Annotated in this window: 11 protein-coding genes; 6 read left to right on the top strand and 5 right to left on the bottom strand. The window is 48.8% G+C overall.

Annotated features, from left to right (window positions below):
* Nucleotides 1-6: 6 nt before the first annotated feature.
* Nucleotides 7-1281 (bottom strand): tRNA (N(6)-L-threonylcarbamoyladenosine(37)-C(2))-methylthiotransferase MtaB, encoded by a 1275-nt coding sequence (gene mtaB / locus AC5JBY_RS17135; RefSeq protein ID WP_495905847.1) that lies wholly within the window; start codon nt 1279-1281, stop codon nt 7-9.
* A 40-nt stretch (nt 1282-1321) separates the two neighbouring features.
* Here mtaB and AC5JBY_RS17140 point away from each other — a divergent pair, with 40 nt between their 5' ends.
* The 5 genes from AC5JBY_RS17140 (at nt 1322) to AC5JBY_RS17160 (ending at nt 8903) form a co-directional block, all read left to right on the top strand.
* A complete protein-coding gene (locus tag AC5JBY_RS17140) occupies nt 1322-1825 on the top strand; it encodes a DUF4258 domain-containing protein (RefSeq protein WP_495905848.1) in 504 nt (167 codons plus the stop codon).
* A gap of 130 nt (nt 1826-1955) precedes the next feature.
* A complete protein-coding gene (locus AC5JBY_RS17145; RefSeq protein ID WP_495905849.1) occupies nt 1956-2714 on the top strand; it encodes a lysophospholipid acyltransferase family protein in 759 nt (252 codons plus the stop codon).
* Between the two features lie 32 nt (nt 2715-2746).
* Complete coding sequence (gene priA, locus AC5JBY_RS17150) at nt 2747-5197, top strand: replication restart helicase PriA (RefSeq protein ID WP_495905850.1); 2451 nt, start codon at nt 2747-2749, stop codon at nt 5195-5197.
* Between the two features lie 10 nt (nt 5198-5207).
* Nucleotides 5208-6215, top strand: coding sequence for a UDP-N-acetylmuramate dehydrogenase (murB, locus tag AC5JBY_RS17155; protein ID WP_495905851.1), 1008 nt, complete (start codon nt 5208-5210; stop codon nt 6213-6215).
* A gap of 357 nt (nt 6216-6572) precedes the next feature.
* On the top strand, nt 6573-8903 hold the full coding sequence (locus AC5JBY_RS17160; protein ID WP_495905852.1) for a T9SS type A sorting domain-containing protein: 2331 nt from the start codon (nt 6573-6575) through the stop codon (nt 8901-8903).
* Nucleotides 8904-8972: 69 nt separating this feature from the next.
* Here the strand turns inward: AC5JBY_RS17160 and AC5JBY_RS17165 are convergent, their stop codons facing one another.
* Nucleotides 8973-10502: a sigma 54-interacting transcriptional regulator gene (locus AC5JBY_RS17165; protein ID WP_495905853.1), complete on the bottom strand. Its 1530-nt coding sequence runs from the start codon at nt 10500-10502 to the stop codon at nt 8973-8975.
* Nucleotides 10503-10565: 63 nt separating this feature from the next.
* Entirely contained in the window at nt 10566-11663 is a 1098-nt protein-coding gene (locus AC5JBY_RS17170) for a vWA domain-containing protein (RefSeq protein ID WP_495905854.1), read from the bottom strand.
* A 279-nt stretch (nt 11664-11942) separates the two neighbouring features.
* Between AC5JBY_RS17170 and AC5JBY_RS17175 the strand changes: the two genes are divergently transcribed.
* On the top strand, nt 11943-12500 hold the full coding sequence (locus AC5JBY_RS17175) for a carboxymuconolactone decarboxylase family protein (RefSeq protein ID WP_495905855.1): 558 nt from the start codon (nt 11943-11945) through the stop codon (nt 12498-12500).
* Nucleotides 12501-12680: 180 nt separating this feature from the next.
* On the opposite strand, the gene AC5JBY_RS17180 is transcribed toward AC5JBY_RS17175, so the two are convergent.
* Nucleotides 12681-14351: a RagB/SusD family nutrient uptake outer membrane protein gene (locus AC5JBY_RS17180; RefSeq protein ID WP_495905856.1), complete on the bottom strand. Its 1671-nt coding sequence runs from the start codon at nt 14349-14351 to the stop codon at nt 12681-12683.
* Nucleotides 14352-14370: 19 nt separating this feature from the next.
* Nucleotides 14371-17751, bottom strand: a complete 3381-nt coding sequence (locus AC5JBY_RS17185; protein WP_495905857.1) for a TonB-dependent receptor — start codon at nt 17749-17751, stop codon at nt 14371-14373.
* Nucleotides 17752-17802 lie beyond the last annotated feature (51 nt).

Genomic DNA, 17802 nt, shown 5'->3' on the forward strand with positions numbered 1-17802 from the left:
AAATGTTTACAACGTACAGTCTCTTACCTCGTTTGCATAATCAGCCCGGTACGGCATAGTTACCTTGATATAATTGTCGGTATAACCTTCCATCATACCATTACGTTCATGCCTTTCGAATAATACTTTACGGGTTTGACCAGCATGCAGTTGGGTAAAATACTGCATTTTCATATAGGACAAGTTACGCAGCGATTTATTTCTTTCATTGCGGATATTGACTGGTACTACGGGCTCAATCTCCAATGCTTTGGTATTGTCCCTTTCAGAATACGTGAAAACGTGAAGATAAGTTACGTCAAGTCCATGCAAAAAATCAAAAGTTTCTTTGAAATGGGCGTTTGACTCGCCGGGAAAGCCTACAATGACGTCGACACCCACTGCGCAATGCGGCATCAAAGTCTTGATCAGATTCACACGATCGGCATACAACTCGCGCTTGTAACGCCTTCTCATCAATCTCAGCACCTCATTACTGCCACTTTGCAGCGGTATGTGGAAATGCGGCATAAAACGATCGCTATTGGCCACAAACTCAATGATCTCGTTAGTAAGCAGGTTAGGCTCGATAGAAGAAATACGATAACGCTCGATGCCTTTCACTTTATCCAGCTCCCGGATGAGGTCCATGAAGTTCTCTTCATGCCTTTTATTACCATCCGGCCCCTTGCCAAAATCGCCCAGGTTCACACCTGTTAAGACGATCTCTTTGACACCGGTAGTTGTCAGCTCTTCCACATTGCGCAACACATTATCGATACTGTCACTACGGCTTTTGCCCCTGGCCATGGGAATGGTACAGAAAGAGCAGTTATAATCGCAGCCATCCTGCACTTTCAGGAATGTGCGCGTTCTGTCATTGATGGAATAAGAAGCATTGAAACCGGTAATCGTTTCGATATCGCAGCTGCATATCTTGGCAGAATCGCCTTTAGCGAGCTCCCTGATATGCTGCGCGATGTTGAACTTCTCGGCAGCCCCCAATACGAGGTCTACACCGGGTATCTCTGCAATTTCTTTGGGCTTCAATTGAGCATAGCAGCCGGTGATGACCACCAGGCTTTCAGGCGATTTACGCTGGATGCGGCGCACCAGGTGCCGGCATTCCTTGTCGGCATTATCCGTCACAGAGCAAGTGTTGATCACGTACACATCAGCCTGATCCTCAAAAGAGGTTTTCTCAAATCCTTCATTCTCCAGTAAACGTGAAAGCGTGGAAGTTTCTGAAAAGTTGAGTTTACAACCCAACGTATGAAAAGCTACAGTCCTTTTTTCTGCCATGACGGGGCAAAGATACTTCAGTCTGGCGTAATTTGCCGCCATGAAAAAAACGTGGATACCGCTCGTCTCAGCCTTTATAACCATCGGCATAGCCCTTACTATCGCACTGAATAACAAGCACTCACGCAAAAAGCAGGATAAAGAACAACCCCGCCAGGAAGAAGTAAAGACCGATCCCCAAAAGGTTGACGACACGGCCAGCCAGCGCCGGAAGCGGATCACCCACCCACCCAGCGACAAACCTGTACGTGATATGGGTTTCGACCGTCGCCATGCCGACGGCAAGCTGATCTTCACCAAACATGCCCGCTGCCGCATGGCCTGCCGTCATATCGACGAAAGTGAGGTAAAGGACATCCTCGAACACGGCGTGGTCAACGACAAGAAAAGCGAACCCGCCGCCCGGCCCGACCCCAAATATGCTCTTGAAGGCCGCACCCGCGACGGTCAGCAGGTACGCATCGTTTTTGCTCCCGCCGACAGAGGTATGGTAGTTATTACCGTCATTGACCTGGACACAGACTGGAGCTGCGATTGCAAATAGCTTCGGATATGAGCGACGAGTTGCGGACAGAAACTACTGAACGTCAGGTCTTCGCTCATATTAACTTTTCAACTTATTTACTTTCAAACTTTATCACTACTTTTCCCGATTCAAATCCTGACGCTGCCTCATGAAATGGCTCAAGACCCCGCTTAAATGGCTTTACTGTGTGTATGCATACGTGATATTTGTATGGCTCATGATCAGTGTGCTGCCGGCCGTGATCGCCGGTTCCTTTTTTGGGAAAGTAGCAGGAGGTAATTTCATTTACGGTTTATGTAATCTCTGGGGGGAGCTATGGTTCTTTTTCATCGGCATCCGCCACAAGAACATCTACGAAGTCCCGCACAACAAGAAAGAACAATACATTTTTGTTGCCAATCATATCTCATACCTCGATGCGCCTATTATCGTCACAACGATCAGGCAACCAGTAAGGGTACTTGGCAAGCAGGAAATGTCCAAAATACCTGTATTCGGATACATCTACCGCAATACGGTGGTAACGGTGGATCGCAGCAGCGCAGAGGGCCGCGCCCGCAGTGTGCGTACCCTCAAAGCAGTCATCAAAAAAGGTATATCTATCTTCATCTTCCCGGAAGGCACTTTCAACGAAACCCATCAACCGGTAAAAGAATTCTATGATGGTGCATTCCGCATTGCCATCGAAACACAAACACCCATCAAACCGGTGTTGTTCCTCGATAGCTATGCCCGCATGCATTACAAAAGCGTATTCTCCATCAACCCCGGCCGGTCACGATCGGTATTCCTGGCGCCCATTCCGGTAGAAGGCCTCACCAATAAAGACCTTCCTGCGCTGAAACAAAAAGTATTCGACATCATGGAACAGAAGCTCCGCGAATACAAAGCCGACTGGATTGAATGATGAAAGCGTATCTTGCGCCTTAATTTTTTATTTTGTTTGCAGAAGTAATTATACCGCTGGCATTGCCAAAAAACTATACCTGGGCTGTACCCGTTCACTTACAGGAACAGGTGAGGCCCGGCGTACGCGTGGAAGTGGGGTTGAAGCAAACAAAAAGATATGCAGGCGTTGTAAAACGACTGCACAATGAAAAGCCTGAATTCTTCGAACCCAAAGACATCCTCAACATACTGGATGTAGAACCCATTGTTTACCCGGAGCAGTTGAAACTGTGGGAGTGGATCGCCCGCTACTACATGTGCAGCGAAGGAGAAGTGATGGCGGCAGCACTGCCTGCTCACTTCAAGCTGAGCAGCGAAACACAACTGGTGTTCAATGAAGAGTATGGCGAAAACTTCGAGCAACTCGACCATGACGAATATATAGTATCGGAAGCCTTATTAATTAAGAAAGAGCTGAAGCTGGCCGAAGTGCAGCAGATACTCGACTCCTCCCACGTATATCCCGTTATCAAGAGACTCATCGACAAGAAGGTCTGCTTTGTTTGGGAAGCCCTCAAAGAAACGTACACGCCGCGCAAAGAAACCTTCGTGCTGCTGAACCCGGTGTACGACAATGAAGACGAGCTGGCCAAACTGCTGAACGAGGATAAAAAACTACAACGGGCCGAGAAGCAAATGGAGTTGCTGCTGAGCTACCTCCACCTCAATAAAACAGAAGGCGAAGTATCGAAAGCCAACCTGCTTAAAAAGAGCGGCGCTTCCGATGCACAACTGAAGGGACTGGTCGATAAGAACATCCTGTTCCTCGAAAAGCGTAATGTAGACCGCCTGATGTACCTTCCGAGGAACATCAACATTGACTTTACACTTACACCCGCGCAGCAAACTGCACTGGAAGGAGTCAATGCGGCGCTGACTGAAAAACCAGTCTGCCTGCTGCATGGTGTCACCTCCAGCGGCAAAACACAGGTATACGTAAAGCTGATGGAGCAATTCGTACGTCAGGGTAAACAGGTATTGTACCTGCTGCCCGAGATCGCACTTACTTCACAGGTCATCCGCCGCCTCCAAAGACACTTTGGTGGCTATATCGGTATCTATCACAGCAAGTTCAACCAGAACGAAAGACTGGAGATCTGGAATAAAGTAAAGACCGGCGAACTGAAGATCGTATTGGGCGCCCGTTCTTCGTTATTCCTTCCTTTCAGCGACCTGGGTTTGATCGTAGCCGATGAAGAACACGACACCTCTTACAAACAGCAAGATCCGGCGCCGCGCTACCATGCGCGGGACGGCGCTGTTTATTATGCATCTTTATTCAATGCAAAGGTATTGCTGGGCAGTGCCACTCCTTCTATTGAGAGTTACTTCAACGCTCAAACCCAGAAGTATGGATTAGTACAGCTGAACGAACGTTTTGGCGGCGTGCAGCTGCCCGTTATACATATCATCGATACCAAGAAGATCATGCGGCCTGAAAAGGACAAGATCATGATCACCCCCGAGCTGCAGTCGGCCATCGAGCAGTCGCTGGAAAGAAATAAACAGGTGATCCTTTTTCAGAACCGCCGCGGTTATTCACCTTACCAGATATGCCAGTCTTGCGGCTGGATACCGCAGTGCAAGCACTGTGACGTTTCTCTTACTTTCCACAAGAATACCAATAAGCTGCATTGTCATTATTGCGGTACGGTGTACCCGCCTGTGTATACCTGCATGGCCTGTGGCAGTGATCGTTTCCTGCAACGCAACTTTGGAACGGAAAAGATCGAAGAACAACTCGAAGAACAGTTTCCCAAATACAGGATCGCGCGCATGGACGTGGACAGTGTAAAAGGGAAAACAGCACATGATAGCCTCATCCAGCAGTTTGAACAACAAAAACTGGACATGCTGGTGGGCACACAAATGGTAGTGAAAGGGCTTGACTTCGAACATGTATCCCTCGTGGGCATCCTCGATGCCGACAGCATATTGAGCTTTGCCGACTTCAGGGTCAACGAACGGGCTTTCCAACTGATGGAGCAGGTGAGTGGCCGTGCAGGACGCAAGGATGAACAAGGGCTTGTATTGGTGCAAGTATCGAATACCAGGCATCCGGTACTGGGCTTTGTGCAGCAGCACGACTATCATTCCTTTTATCTCTATGAGATCGAAGGAAGGCGGCAGTTTGGCTATCCACCTTTCACACGCTGTATCATGATCACCTTTAAGCACCCCATCAAGGATATAGCCGATGCAGCCGCCAACAGCATTGCCGCCGGCCTTAAATCGGAGTTTGGCAATTACCTCGTTGGTCCTGCCGAACCCATTGTAAACCGGGTGCGTAATCAATACCTGATGGAACTGCTGATCAAGCTGCCACGCGAAGCGCAGATCATCCAGCGCTGCAAGCAGCAGATTCAGGAGCAGATCGCTATTATGCACCAGAACCAACGTTTCAGGAAGGTGATTGCTATTGTTGACGTAGATACGATGTAACTATATGGATATGCTTAACAATGTTTCCCTGCGTTCTTATAATACCATGGGCATCGATGCCAAAGCCCGTGCATTTGCCACATTTAGTGACACAGATGAGTTATCAGAATTGTTAGCACAACGCCCCGCTACAACGCCCTTGCTGGTATTGGGCGGCGGCAGCAATCTTCTCTTCACGAAAGATTATGATGGACTGGTGCTGAAGAATGAGATAAAAGGTATCGACATTGTAAAGGAAGACGCCAACCATATATATATACAATCCGGGGCAGGGGAGAGCTGGCATGGCTTTGTGCAGCATTGCCTGCAAAGGAACCTGGCCGGAGTAGAGAACCTGTCACTCATTCCCGGCAATGTAGGCGCCAGCCCCATGCAAAACATTGGTGCTTATGGTGTGGAGATCAAAGATGTGTTTGAAGAACTGCAAGCTTATCATATCCACGATAAAAAAGTACACACATTCAGTGTGAATGATTGTCAATTCGGTTACCGGGAAAGCGTATTCAAACGGCAGTACCGCGATCAATTCATTATTCTGAATGTTACTTACCGGCTCAACAAAACACCCCGTTTCAATACCAGCTACGGCGCCATCGAGCAGGAACTGCAACACATGGGTGTGCAGGAACTAAGCATACAAGCCGTTTCTCAGGCGGTCATCAATATCCGCCGTTCTAAATTGCCCGACCCTAATGAGATCGGCAATGCCGGCAGCTTCTTTAAAAACCCTTCTATTCCTGCTGATCAATATGCACAGCTACAACAGTCCTTTCCGGGCATCGTTGGCTATGCTAATGCAGATGGCAGTGTGAAGCTGGCTGCAGGCTGGCTCATCGAACAATGTGGCTGGAAAGGCGTGCGCAGAGGCGATGCCGGCTGTCATGCACGCCAGGCACTTGTATTGGTGAATTACGGGCACGCCACAGGAAAAGAGATCTACGATCTCAGTGAAGACATTCTCCAAAGCGTAAAAGCAAAGTTCGGCGTAGAGTTGGAAAGAGAAGTGAATATCATATAGATTGTCAAATTGACAATAATTGTAAATATCCCACTAAAACGTGTTAATATTTGTTATCATTTGTCGTCCCCCGCTTAGTATATTTATAACCGGTATTATAGCAACTACTCCATAACCGCTGCCCTGCGGGTTCCACACTACCGGTGTAGCAACACCGGTAAACAATCATCCTGTACCATCGCACCGCTATTCTCTAAATTGATCTGCACCTCCTGTCGGGGAGGCATTACCCTTTACATCCTCAACCCATTGTAACCTTGACTTAACAAGCAGGGCAGTGCTGTTATTTGTCTGCGGCGTAGCTATTTGTCTACACCAAACCCTTTTATTATTCAATATTAATTAAACGCTTATTGTATGATCAAACAATTGACTTGCATTTTGCTTTTGTTGGTTTGCTGTGCTGCCCAAGTGAGCGCGCAAACCAACGTGGCGCCTCAAGCTACGGCGTCCACTTCGTATGTCTCTTCCTGGGAAACCATCGCTGCATTGAACGACAACTTCACGCCCGCCAATTCCAATGATAAATCACATGGCGCGTATGGCAACTGGAATAATCCCAATTCACTGCAATGGGTGCAGTACGACTGGGCGCAGACCTATTCCGTTACGTCCGTTCAGGTGTATTGGTTCAACGATGGTGGTGGCGTATTGACACCTACTACCGCTTACCTGGAACGCTGGACTGGTTCGGCCTGGGTGAACATGGGTAACATTCCTTTGGTGACCAATGCCTTCAATACGTTATCCTTCAGCGCTGTGAATGTTACACGGCTGCGTGTTACTATGCGCAATACCACACAGTCTACCGGTATTCTCGAATGGCGGGTAATGGGCACTGTTGTTGGCGGTGGCGGCACAGGTAATCCGTATACCTGGCCTTCTTATTCGCCCAACATCAGTTACAACTTCCGGGATGAATTTCCTTCGCTGCCTACACCTACCAATGTGCTGAACGATTGTCCGCAGGTAGTGGGCACACAATCTTCGCAGTGGTGGTGTTTCCGCTGGGGGCCCAACAAAAATTCACTGGTCACCACCAATGCCATTACACCCATGCTGGCACGCATGAATACAGACTTTGCGTACTTCCGTGACCAGATGGGTTGGCCACCTGATCTGCGCGCCAAAAATGGCTATCGCAGTGCAGTGTATTTGTATGGCTCTGGTCTTTGTACCGACAATGCGCCCAATACCGCATTGGGAGGCTGGCAAAGCGCCATCAATTACAATGGTACAAGTTGGCCGATGGTGCTGGCATCTTATTATCCTATTTACAGCTTCGATCCTGCCTCTACGTATTCTGACAAGGAGTTCCAGAAAGGCGCTATGGTGCATGAAGGCATCCACTCCCTCCTGGCCGACCTGCCCGGTGTGAAGCAATCAGCCTGGTTCCACGAAGGTGGCAACGTGTGGCTACAGCAGGTGGCCGACGCCAGAAGGAGCGGCAACTACAGCTCCATGGGCGATCTGAGTGGTACTGACTTCATTGCACCTTTCATGCCCATCGAGTGCTACTCCGGATGGCTGCAGGATGGTAGCTTTGGCGGCCCTTCTGCAGAAGGCGTAAACAGGTATAATAGCAGCGGGCAGCAACTTTGTACCTGGCGCACGTACCTCGGCGGCCACCAGTACAGCAGTTCATTCCCCACCTTCCTGGGTAATGCGCTGGGCGATGGTGCAGTGCCCTGGATATGGCGCAATTCACCTACACGTGTGTTAGCAGGTATTGCTTCAGGCATCGGTACTGCACAAACACGCCGGTTGATCACAGAATACCGCGCCAAGCAAGCGCTGGTCGACTTCGGTCCATGGAAGAATGCCATCGTTGCACTGCTGAATGCCCACTTTGGTCAAACCATCCAGGCCGAATGGCAACCTTCGTGGATGAACCCGGCAGCATGGACTGCTACACCGTATGTTGCCACCACCAACAGCAGCGGTCTGCTAACCCCGGAAGCACGTACATTGCCCGGATGGTCAGGAGCCAACCAGATACCGCTAACTGTCACCGGCAATATGGTGACGGTGAACTTTGAGCCCATCGGCGCCAACATGACTTGCCAACTGGTATATCGTTCTACCAACGGCACACCGGTGTACAGCCAGTATGTATCAAGCGGCCAGGTGAGCCTGCGTCTTGACCTGCCGCCCGCCAACAACGTAGTGATCGCCGTGATCACCAATACAGATCATATCTACAATGGCGAAAGCACCCGCACCGCCAAGTATGATTACAGGTTGCGGCTGGTGACCGGTGTCACCGGTGCTGCTGCTATCAATACCCGGTGGTACCAGTCAGCCAACCTTGCATCGGCAAGAACTGCCGAAGGTGCTATAACATCAAGTGGTGAGGGTGAAGTAGGCATCGACATGAGTAAATATTGCACGCATGCTTATCATCACACGCAACGGGTTGCTGCAGTAAAAGAGACCATCAATCCGGATAAGTTCCAGATGTATCCAAATCCTGTAGCCATAAATAAGCCTGTGATGCTGGAGTTTCCCAATGCAGATAAAGAGACAACCACGATCACAGTTGTTTCCTTACAAGGAACAAAAGTGTTTGAAGGATCAACGAAAGGGAATAACTACATCCTCGATCCGAAGAACCTCCTCAGTGGCACTTACATTATCCAGGTGAAAAATGCGAAGTCGACTTCAACGCAGAAGTTGCTGGTACGATAATAACCACTGTATACATGAAAATGCCCTGATCATATAATGATCAGGGCATTTCTTATTAAATGATAGCCGTTAATTAAAGTCGTCGCTTTCGAGGTCTTCTTCAGAGAAGTTACCGGTATTACCCAGGTTGAGCATGGACCCCATGAGGTCTTTGAACTCTACTTTGTTCTCCACGATCTTCTTGCTGATGAGGGAGAAGGACGCCAGTCCATGTAATACAAATTCCATCAGCAAAGCGGCTTCTTTTTCATTAGCGCCTTTGAAGAAGCGTTTTACCAATGCATGTAACCCATCCACTCTGTACAACTGCTGCACCTTTTCTGCATCGGTAGTATTGAAGAAGATATTGAGTGCATTGCCTTTATCGAACCATGCCTGGATGGAACGATAGGGATTATCCTCCGCCTGTTGCTGGCTGCTGCGTTTCTTTTTCAGCGACTCAGGATTGGGGAAGTAATTGACAAACTGTGTGCGGATGGCTTTGTCGAGCAGGTTCATGGCTACCTGGTAAGGGCCTTCCTGCTCACCTTCATACACCAACTCTATCTTACCAGTGATAGAGGGGATCACACCGATCATATCACTGATCCAAACCTGTGTGTCTTTCTCCTTGTTGATGATCACGCGGCGCTCGGCAGCACTCACGGCATTCTCAAAGGCCGAGATGCTCAAACGGGCAGATACACCGCTCTTTTTATCGACCAGCTCACTGCTGCGCGCTTCGAAAGGTATTTGCTCTATCAATCGCTTGATAAGGTCACTGACGCGGACCTTTTCTTTTTGCGCTTCCGGCACATCTGCTTCCTGCTCTGTAATGGACAGGGCTGTTTCAATGCTCTTCGGATAGTGCGTAAGTATCTGGCTTTCTATACGGTCTTTCAGCGGCGTCACGATCGATCCGCGATTGGTATAATCTTCCGGATTGGCCGTAAACACAAACAGGATATCCAATGGCATGCGCAGTTTAAAGCCGCGTATCTGCACATCGCCTTCTTCAAGAATATTGAACAGAGCCACCTGTATGCGCGCCTGCAAGTCGGGAATTTCGTTGATCACGAAGATGCCACGGTTGCTGCGGGGAATGATGCCGTAGTGAATCACTCTTTCATCAGCAAAGTGGAGCTTGAGGTTGGCAGCCTTGATGGGATCGATGTCACCGATCAGGTCGGCTACACTTACATCGGGCGTGGCCAGTTTCTCGCCATACCGTTCGCTGCGGTGCAGCCATACGATGGGTGTTTCATCGCCCTTCTCCGCGATAAGGTCTTTGGCATAACGGGAAATAGGATTGAGCGGATCATCGTTGATCTCACTTCCGTATATTACCGGCACATATTCATCCAGCAGGTCCACCATTTGGCGGGCCATGCGGGTCTTGGCTTGTCCACGCAAACCAAGGAAAAGTATATTGTGCTGGGAAAGCAGGGCTCTTTCCACATCAGGTATTACTGTTTCTTCATACCCCAGAATTCCTTTGAAGGTATTTTCCTGTTTCTGCAGGGAGCAGATCAGGTTCTTGCGTATCTCTTCCTTTACCGATAAAGGTTTATATCCACTTTTCTTAAGCTCTCCTAAAGTTGCTGCTAATCTCTTAGTCATTAGAATATGTTCTGTTGAAAATTAATTGTACTGCCAATAGTCTTTTCACAGGCAATGAAGGTATTAATACACGGTCTTACGACGGCCGCTTTCAAAGTCCTTGAAGATGAAAGCGCCCAGTTTATCCAGGGAAGCGAAGAATGCCTTACCATTATTCGTTTCGGTGAATTCCTGCACAAACCGCTGTAAATAGGGGTCTGTTGCGATCATAAAGGTAGTGATCGGTATCTTAAGTTTCTTGCATTGTGCCGCCAGGTTCAGACAACGGTTCGTGATCTTCCTGTCGAGCCCAAAGCTGTTCTTGTAATAGCGTTTTCCAACTTTGAGACAGGTAGGCTTACCATCTGTGATCATGAAGATCTGCTTGTTGGGGTTCTTCCGCCTGCGCAGCAGGTCCATCGCCATTTCCAGTCCGGCCACCGTGTTGGTATGATACGGTCCCACCTGTAAATAGGGAAGGTCCTTGATCTCTACCGGCCAGGCGTCATTACCAAACACTACGATGTCCAGTGTATCCTTGGGATACTTGGTGGTGATCAGCTCACTCAATGCCATGGCCACTTTCTTGGCCGGCGTAATGCGGTCCTCGCCATACAGGATCATGGAGTGGGAGATATCGATCATCAGCACCGTAGAGGTCTGGGCCTTGTAATCCGTTTCGCGGATAGACAAATCGTCCTCCTGCATGCTGAAGCTGTCTATGCCGTGGTTGATCTGCGCGTTGAGGATGGAAGTGGTAAAGTCGATCTGCTCCAGGGTATCACCAAACTGATAAGGGCGGGTATCCGGACTGATCTCGTCACCCTGTCCCGGTTTGAAAGTATGGTGTTGTCCTGACTTTGTCTTCTTGAGTTTCCCGAATATTTCCTCGAGCGACTTCTTGCGGATGCCTTGCTCGGTCTTGGAGGTGATGGATATCTGCCCGTTTACCGGGTTCTCCTGGATATAGCCCTTCTCCCGCAACTCCTCGATGAAATCGCCCATACCGTACTCACTGTCTGTGAGTTCGTATTCTTTATCCAGTTGGTTCATCCAGTTCAACGCTTCTGTAATATCGCCATTGGTGTAGGACAATAACTGCATCAGCACATCGAGCAACTGGTCAAACCGGCTCTTACCCTTGTTATTGGGATCAAACTTTGAAAAATGATGACCTATCACGAATTATAATTTTAACTATATAAGGGTTCTACTTCAATTTAAGCATTATTGCTGACTATACCGTCCGCAATACGTATCAATTTCAATAACAAATTGTTAAGTGAAATTGTTGGGAGCGCGGGAAAGGCATAGAGGCAGCAAGGCAACGAGGGGGGAAGTCCGGGCCTTCTACTTGCAACACTACCGTTTAAAAATAGTTCATATAGATTGTCCGCCTTTGTTTAGTCTGGTCGTCGATAGGGTGTAATACAAAAATGTAAACCAGTAAAACGAAATCAAATGAACGCTTTCCTTTCCCCGATCGAGAAGCCCAAAGGGCTGATGATGAAAATGGCCTATTTCTTCCTCCGTAAAGAGTTTGGCAAGGTCATAACACCTACGAAAGTCCATTCCGCCCGGTTGCCCTCAGCTTTTGGGCTGTTTTATGCCAAGGTATCCAAGCTCGACAAAAAGCTGGTGTTGCCGGCAGAAACCATGCTGCTGATCCGTACCCAGATCGCAAAGATCAACATCTGTCATTTCTGTATCGATGCTGCCCGCTGGCAGGTGATCAAAAACTCGATCAATGAAGCCAAGTTCAATGCACTGGACCAATATGCCAATAGTTCACTGTTCAGCAATGCGGAAAGGGCTGCACTGGATTATGTAACTGAGTTGACAATTGACAAGAAAGTAAGCCCCGATGTCTTTACCCGTATGGCTCATTATTACTCTGAGCGGGAAATCTGTGAGATCGTGTGGCTGGCAGCCAGCGAACATTTGTTCAACATGACCACGCTTGGCTTGAATATTCATTCGGATATGTTGTGCGATATCAGCCGCAAGGCCGTCAGTTAATATTAAAAATCCCGGTCCTTCGCAGACCGGGATTTTTAATTGGGCTAAAGCCCAAAGAGATATTGATCATATATAAACCCGGCCCTAAAGGACCGGGCAATTCTCGTTCGCTTTGAAAAGGTATCCCTTTGCTTTGAAAGGTCTGGCCGCCTGGAGCGGCCTGACTACAATTCGTCTCTATTAGTTATACCCCGGATTTTGTTCCAGTGCTTTTTGCTTGTCTCTTTCGCCTTGCGGGATAGGGAACAGATCGAAGGCGGGTTTGTACACGCGCTTCTCCAGCAGAAACTTTTCATACTTGTAGGTGTTGCCTGTCTTGGTGATCTTCATGCCATAGGCATCGGTAGATGCTGCGTCTCCGCCAATGCGCCACCTGTGCACGTCCCAATAGCGGTGTGCTTCGAAGGCCAGTTCTACTCTGCGTTCATGACGTATGCGTTCGCGCATTTCATCTTTGGAAAGGCCTGCAGGCAGGGGAGGCATCTTCACAGTAAGGCGATCACGTACTTTATTGATGGCATCGTATACTGATTGATCAGGTCCTACTGCTTCGTTCTGCGCTTCTGCATAGTTCAGGAATGCTTCTGTATAGCGCATGAAGATCCAGTAGTGGCTGCCTGGCTTATAGGATGAAATGAGGGTAGCGTTCTCATCGAGGTTCTTGGCTACATAATACCCGGTTTGGGTAGCAGCGGTATTGTAGTTGAGGCCATCGGTGCCTGAACCTACATACGTGTAGATAGGAGAGCCCAGCCAGCTGCGGCCATTGTAAATAATCGATTGATGGAAACGGGGGTCGCGGCCTACATAAGGATTGTTAGCATCATAACCGGAGGTAGGGTCGGTGATGTATTTGCCATTCGCCATTTCATAATCATCTACCATGTTCTGCAACGGCTGCAGGTTGCCCCAGCCACCACCTTTGCTCGGTGGCTCCGTGTGGCGCACCCAGTCGTTGGCCACTACCTGCCACACGTTGTTGATGGTAGATTGGAAAATGATCTCAGGTGAAGTACGGGTATGGAATAATGTTTTATAGTTATCGTCCATGCGGTACACATCTTTCATGTCCATCACCACTTTGGCTGCGGCCGCCGCAGCAGTCCATTTCTCTACCTTGTTTTCAGGATTGTACAGTTTGCTGGCTGCATACAACAGTGTTCTTGCTTTCAGCAGCAGGGCAGCTCCTCTGGTAGCTCTTCCCAGTTCTACAGCAGGCCAGGAGTTGGCAAGGTATTGAACGGCACTGTCACAGTCTTTTACGATAAAAGCCGCCACTTCATCCGCAGAATTCCTTGGCAGGTTCAGGTTGTCGTCGATGGTCAATACCCTGTCAACGATGGGCACACCGCCGTAACGCTGAAACAGCTGGAAGTAGAAGAAGGCACGCAGGAAAAATCCTTCTCCCTTCATCCGCAGTTTACCGTTGATCTGCGCCTGATCATCTGAGACAGGCACTTTGTCGATCTTGGCGATCAGGCGGTTTACCTGTCGGAGATGTTGGTATTTACCGGCCCAGATATCAACCGGGTTGTAGGTGGGTGACAATGATCCGTTGTTGAAGCCAACCGGACTGTTGACTGTTGTGTAAGGACATTTGGCTTCGTCGGTGGCTGCTGCCCAGGTAAAGGAATAGGCGGGCATCCAATCGCCTGCGTTAATGCCATTGAAGTAAATGGAGGCGAGGTAGGATTGTGTTTGTACGTAATCGTTGAACACCTGGTCTTCTGTCAATCCACCTGATTCGGCTTTATCGAGGTAGCCGTTTGTTTTAGAGCAGCCCGTCATCAGCAGGCCAAGCAGGCAACCTGCTACCCAGATCAGCGTGCTGTATTTTTTATTCAGTATCATTTGTAATGAATTAGTTAGTTTAAAAATCTGTTGATACGCCAACGTTGAAGACTTTCAGCTGGGGATAGAAGAAGCCTCTGCCGGTGGGCGCTTCAGGATCGAAATAGTCATTGCCCATTTTGTCCCAGGTGATCAGGTTCATGCCATTGGCATAGATACGCACGTTGGACAGCGTTGCTTTTTTGGTGATGGCCAGATTCCTGAATGTGTAGCCTATCTCCAGGTTCTTCAACCTGATATAGCTGGCATCTTCGAGGAAGAAGGTGGAGTTGCGCCAGTTGTTCACGTTGGTATTGTAATGCAGCGCAGGATAGGTGGCTGTGGCAGCAGTTTGTGGTGTCCACCTGCCCAGGTGTCGCTCCATGGCTGATGCCTGGTTGTAAAACTCCCATGCACCTTCATTGCTGAACAGGATATTGAACTTGGCAGCGCCCTGGAATAATACACTGAAGTCGAAATTCTTCCAGTTGATGCCGGCTGAAATGCCATACATGATCTGGGGTACATCGGTGTTACCGATAGGGCCTTCGTCCAATGCATCGATCACATTGTCACCGTTGAGGTCTTTGTACTTCAGGTCACCGGGAATAACCGTACCAAACTGTTTGGGGCTTTTGTTGATCTCGTCCTGGCTTTGGAAGAAGCCGATGGAAGTGAGACCAAAGTACTGACCAAGTGAAGTACCTGTTCTTCTCAGGTAATCGTATCGTCTCTCTACCTCATCCATGTAGAGTATTTTGTTTTTGGAGTAAGAAGCGTTGGCATTCACGAAGTAGGTAACTTTTCCAAGCCGCTGGCGATGGGTGGCTTCTACTTCAAATCCCTGATTCAGGATCTCACCCATGTTGGTAGGCGGAAGGTTGGCAGTAGACATACCGATGATAGAAGGCACAGAGCCACGCGTGATCAGGATGTCGGTACGCTTTTCCCGGAAGAAGTCGGCAGTGATGCCCAGCAAACCATTCCACATCTTTAATTCCAGACCGATATTGGTCTTGTGCGACTTTTCCCAGGTTACGGCTTCGTTGGCCATAGCGCCTTCGGAACGGCCACCGATCGTTTGCAGGGTTTCGCCATAGCCATATCCTGAAGTGGCGCCATATTGGGATACGAACAACCACCTTCTGCCATTCAGCTGGTCATTACCAGTCAAGCCATACGATGCCCTGATCTTTAAAAAGTCGATGATCGGGTTGCTGCTCAGGAAGTTCTCCTGTGAAATTACCCATCCTGCGGAAACAGCCGGGAAGAATCCATAGCGGTTGTTCTTCGCAAAGTTGTCGGTACCGTTGTAGCCGGCATTGAACTCCACGAAATACTTATTGCGGTAGTTATAGGTAAGACGTGATACCAGGCCTTGTGATACAAAAGGGATCAGTTTCTCGGCACTGGCCGTGGTGCCACCCACCAGCAATTGTGTTCTGTTGGCCAGCAAGAGACCGGACACATGGTGATCGCCAAAGGAGCGGTCATAATTCAGCGACAGGTCTATCCAGATACTGCGGCTTTGATCGTAACCAGGTGAAGGTGCGCTCAAAGGGAGGTCGCTGCTCACATAGGTATAGCTGGCCGTGTCGTTAATATTGCCTACGCCACTGTATTTCGCTGTTCTTACCTGGCGGGTACGTCTGAGTGAGTTGATAAACTTACCATCGAATGAATAGTTGCCTTTTACGTACAAGCCTTTGGTGATGAAATCCAGCTTGCGGGTAGCAGAAAGCTGTCCTGACAGATAGGAGTTGAAGTTCTGTATAAAGCCTGTCGTGTTCAGCAAGGCAAATGGATTGCCGCGCACTTCGCCGCCATAATATCCTGTAGGGTATTTGATGGGGGAGTAGGTGGGAGGCATCTTGAACAGGTAGTTGAATATATCGTAGGTAGAGGTGGCGGAGGCTGTTCTGTCTTCGATAGCACCTGACAGGTTCAAGGCTATCGAGAAGTTTTCGTCGAAGTCGATATCAACGTTGGAACGGAAGTTATAACGTTTGTAAATGGTATTGGGATCGTATTGGGGTTGCTTCTCTGATTTGTACAAGCCATCTTGTTGTACGTAACCCACATTCACAAAATACTTCACCAGTTTGCTGCCGCCGCTGATGTTCATATCGGCGCGGGTCATCTGGGACGGTTTTAGCATTTCATCGATCCAATCCACATTTGGGTATTTGTAAGGGTCTGATCCTGTTCTATAGGCTTCGATGGCTTCTGCCGTATAAGGTGGCAGTGTACCGGTAGGGTTGTCATTCTTATAAGCCTCATTGGCCAGCAAAGCCAGGTTGTACGAGTCGAGAAACTGGGGCATACGGGTGGGCGTTTGCACCGAGCGCTGTATGCTGGCATTGATGCCCGGGCGGCCTTCTTTACCACGACGTGTTTTAACAATGATCACGCCATTAGCGCCTTTTACTCCATAGAGTGCAGTAGCGGAAGCATCTTTAAGAATAGTGATGTTTTCAATCTCGTTGGGATCGAGCACGGAGAAAACGCTGGCATCTTTCTGCACACCATCGATCGTGATCAGGGGCGCAGTTGTATTGGAAGTAGCACGACCTCTGATATACATGTCCGGGACATCCATACCAGGATCGCCTGAATGCTGTACCGTAACGAGACCCGGCAAGCGGCCTGCGAGCGAGTTGGCAATATTGGCTACGGGACTTTGTTTGATCTCTTTCGAAGTGATGGAAGCTACAGCGCCGGTTTGTGCGATCTTGCGCTGTGTTTGTCCAAAGCCCAACACTACTACTTCGTTCAGTTCGCCTTTTGCTTTTTTGAGGGTGATGTCCTGTGTAGCAAAGCCTTCGTCTTTGGCTTCGATACCGGCTACTTCTCTCGGCTGGTAACCTATTACGCTGATGGCTGCTGTATAACTGCCTTTGGGCAACACAACTGAATAAAGGCCTTCATTATCACTCAATACGGTGTACTCACCAATCTTGATCGTAGCGCCTGCTACAGGTTCGCCGCTTTCTTCATCGGTGATCTTTCCGGTTACGGTGCCTGGAAGCGTGGTTTGCTTTTTAGGTACTGCCGCCTTTCTGCCTGTACGCACAATGATGTATCCATTGGATTCTTCATATACCAGGTTGCTGTTGCCCAGCATGGCTTTCAGAATGTCCTGCACGGCAGTTTGTTTGAATTCGTGGGCAGTGTTTTTATACTTGCCTGCTTCTTCGGGGTTATACACAAAGGGTATCCCTGTTTCTGTTTGCAGTTTTTCCAGTACGGTCTTTATTGATCCGTCCACAAAAGAAATGGTGATTTGTTTCTTCAACAGTCCTGGCTCCTGGGCCGCCACGTTGAGGCTACCCAGCATCAGGCATACAATAAAACCAAATACCCATGGCCCGGACAGCCGGGACATAGTATTCCCGGAAAAAGAGCCAGCGCAATTTTTCATACGTTTGTAGTGTTTGTAGTATTAGAATGAAAAGTATAGGGGACAGGGCTT

The organism is Paraflavitalea sp., from assembly GCF_059502485.1.

What these genes read in the sequence shown, in the direction of transcription:
- mtaB (WP_495905847.1), bottom strand. Translation starts at nt 1,281, where the DNA reads ATGGCAGAAAAAAGGACTGTAGCTTTTCATACGTTGGGTTGTAAACTC.
- AC5JBY_RS17140 (WP_495905848.1), top strand. Translation starts at nt 1,322, where the DNA reads ATGAAAAAAACGTGGATACCGCTCGTCTCAGCCTTTATAACCATCGGC.
- AC5JBY_RS17145 (WP_495905849.1), top strand. Translation starts at nt 1,956, where the DNA reads ATGAAATGGCTCAAGACCCCGCTTAAATGGCTTTACTGTGTGTATGCA.
- murB (WP_495905851.1), top strand. Translation starts at nt 5,208, where the DNA reads ATGCTTAACAATGTTTCCCTGCGTTCTTATAATACCATGGGCATCGAT.
- AC5JBY_RS17160 (WP_495905852.1), top strand. Translation starts at nt 6,573, where the DNA reads ATGATCAAACAATTGACTTGCATTTTGCTTTTGTTGGTTTGCTGTGCT.
- AC5JBY_RS17165 (WP_495905853.1), bottom strand. Translation starts at nt 10,502, where the DNA reads ATGACTAAGAGATTAGCAGCAACTTTAGGAGAGCTTAAGAAAAGTGGA.
- AC5JBY_RS17175 (WP_495905855.1), top strand. Translation starts at nt 11,943, where the DNA reads ATGAACGCTTTCCTTTCCCCGATCGAGAAGCCCAAAGGGCTGATGATG.
- AC5JBY_RS17180 (WP_495905856.1), bottom strand. Translation starts at nt 14,351, where the DNA reads ATGATACTGAATAAAAAATACAGCACGCTGATCTGGGTAGCAGGTTGC.
- AC5JBY_RS17185 (WP_495905857.1), bottom strand. Translation starts at nt 17,751, where the DNA reads ATGAAAAATTGCGCTGGCTCTTTTTCCGGGAATACTATGTCCCGGCTG.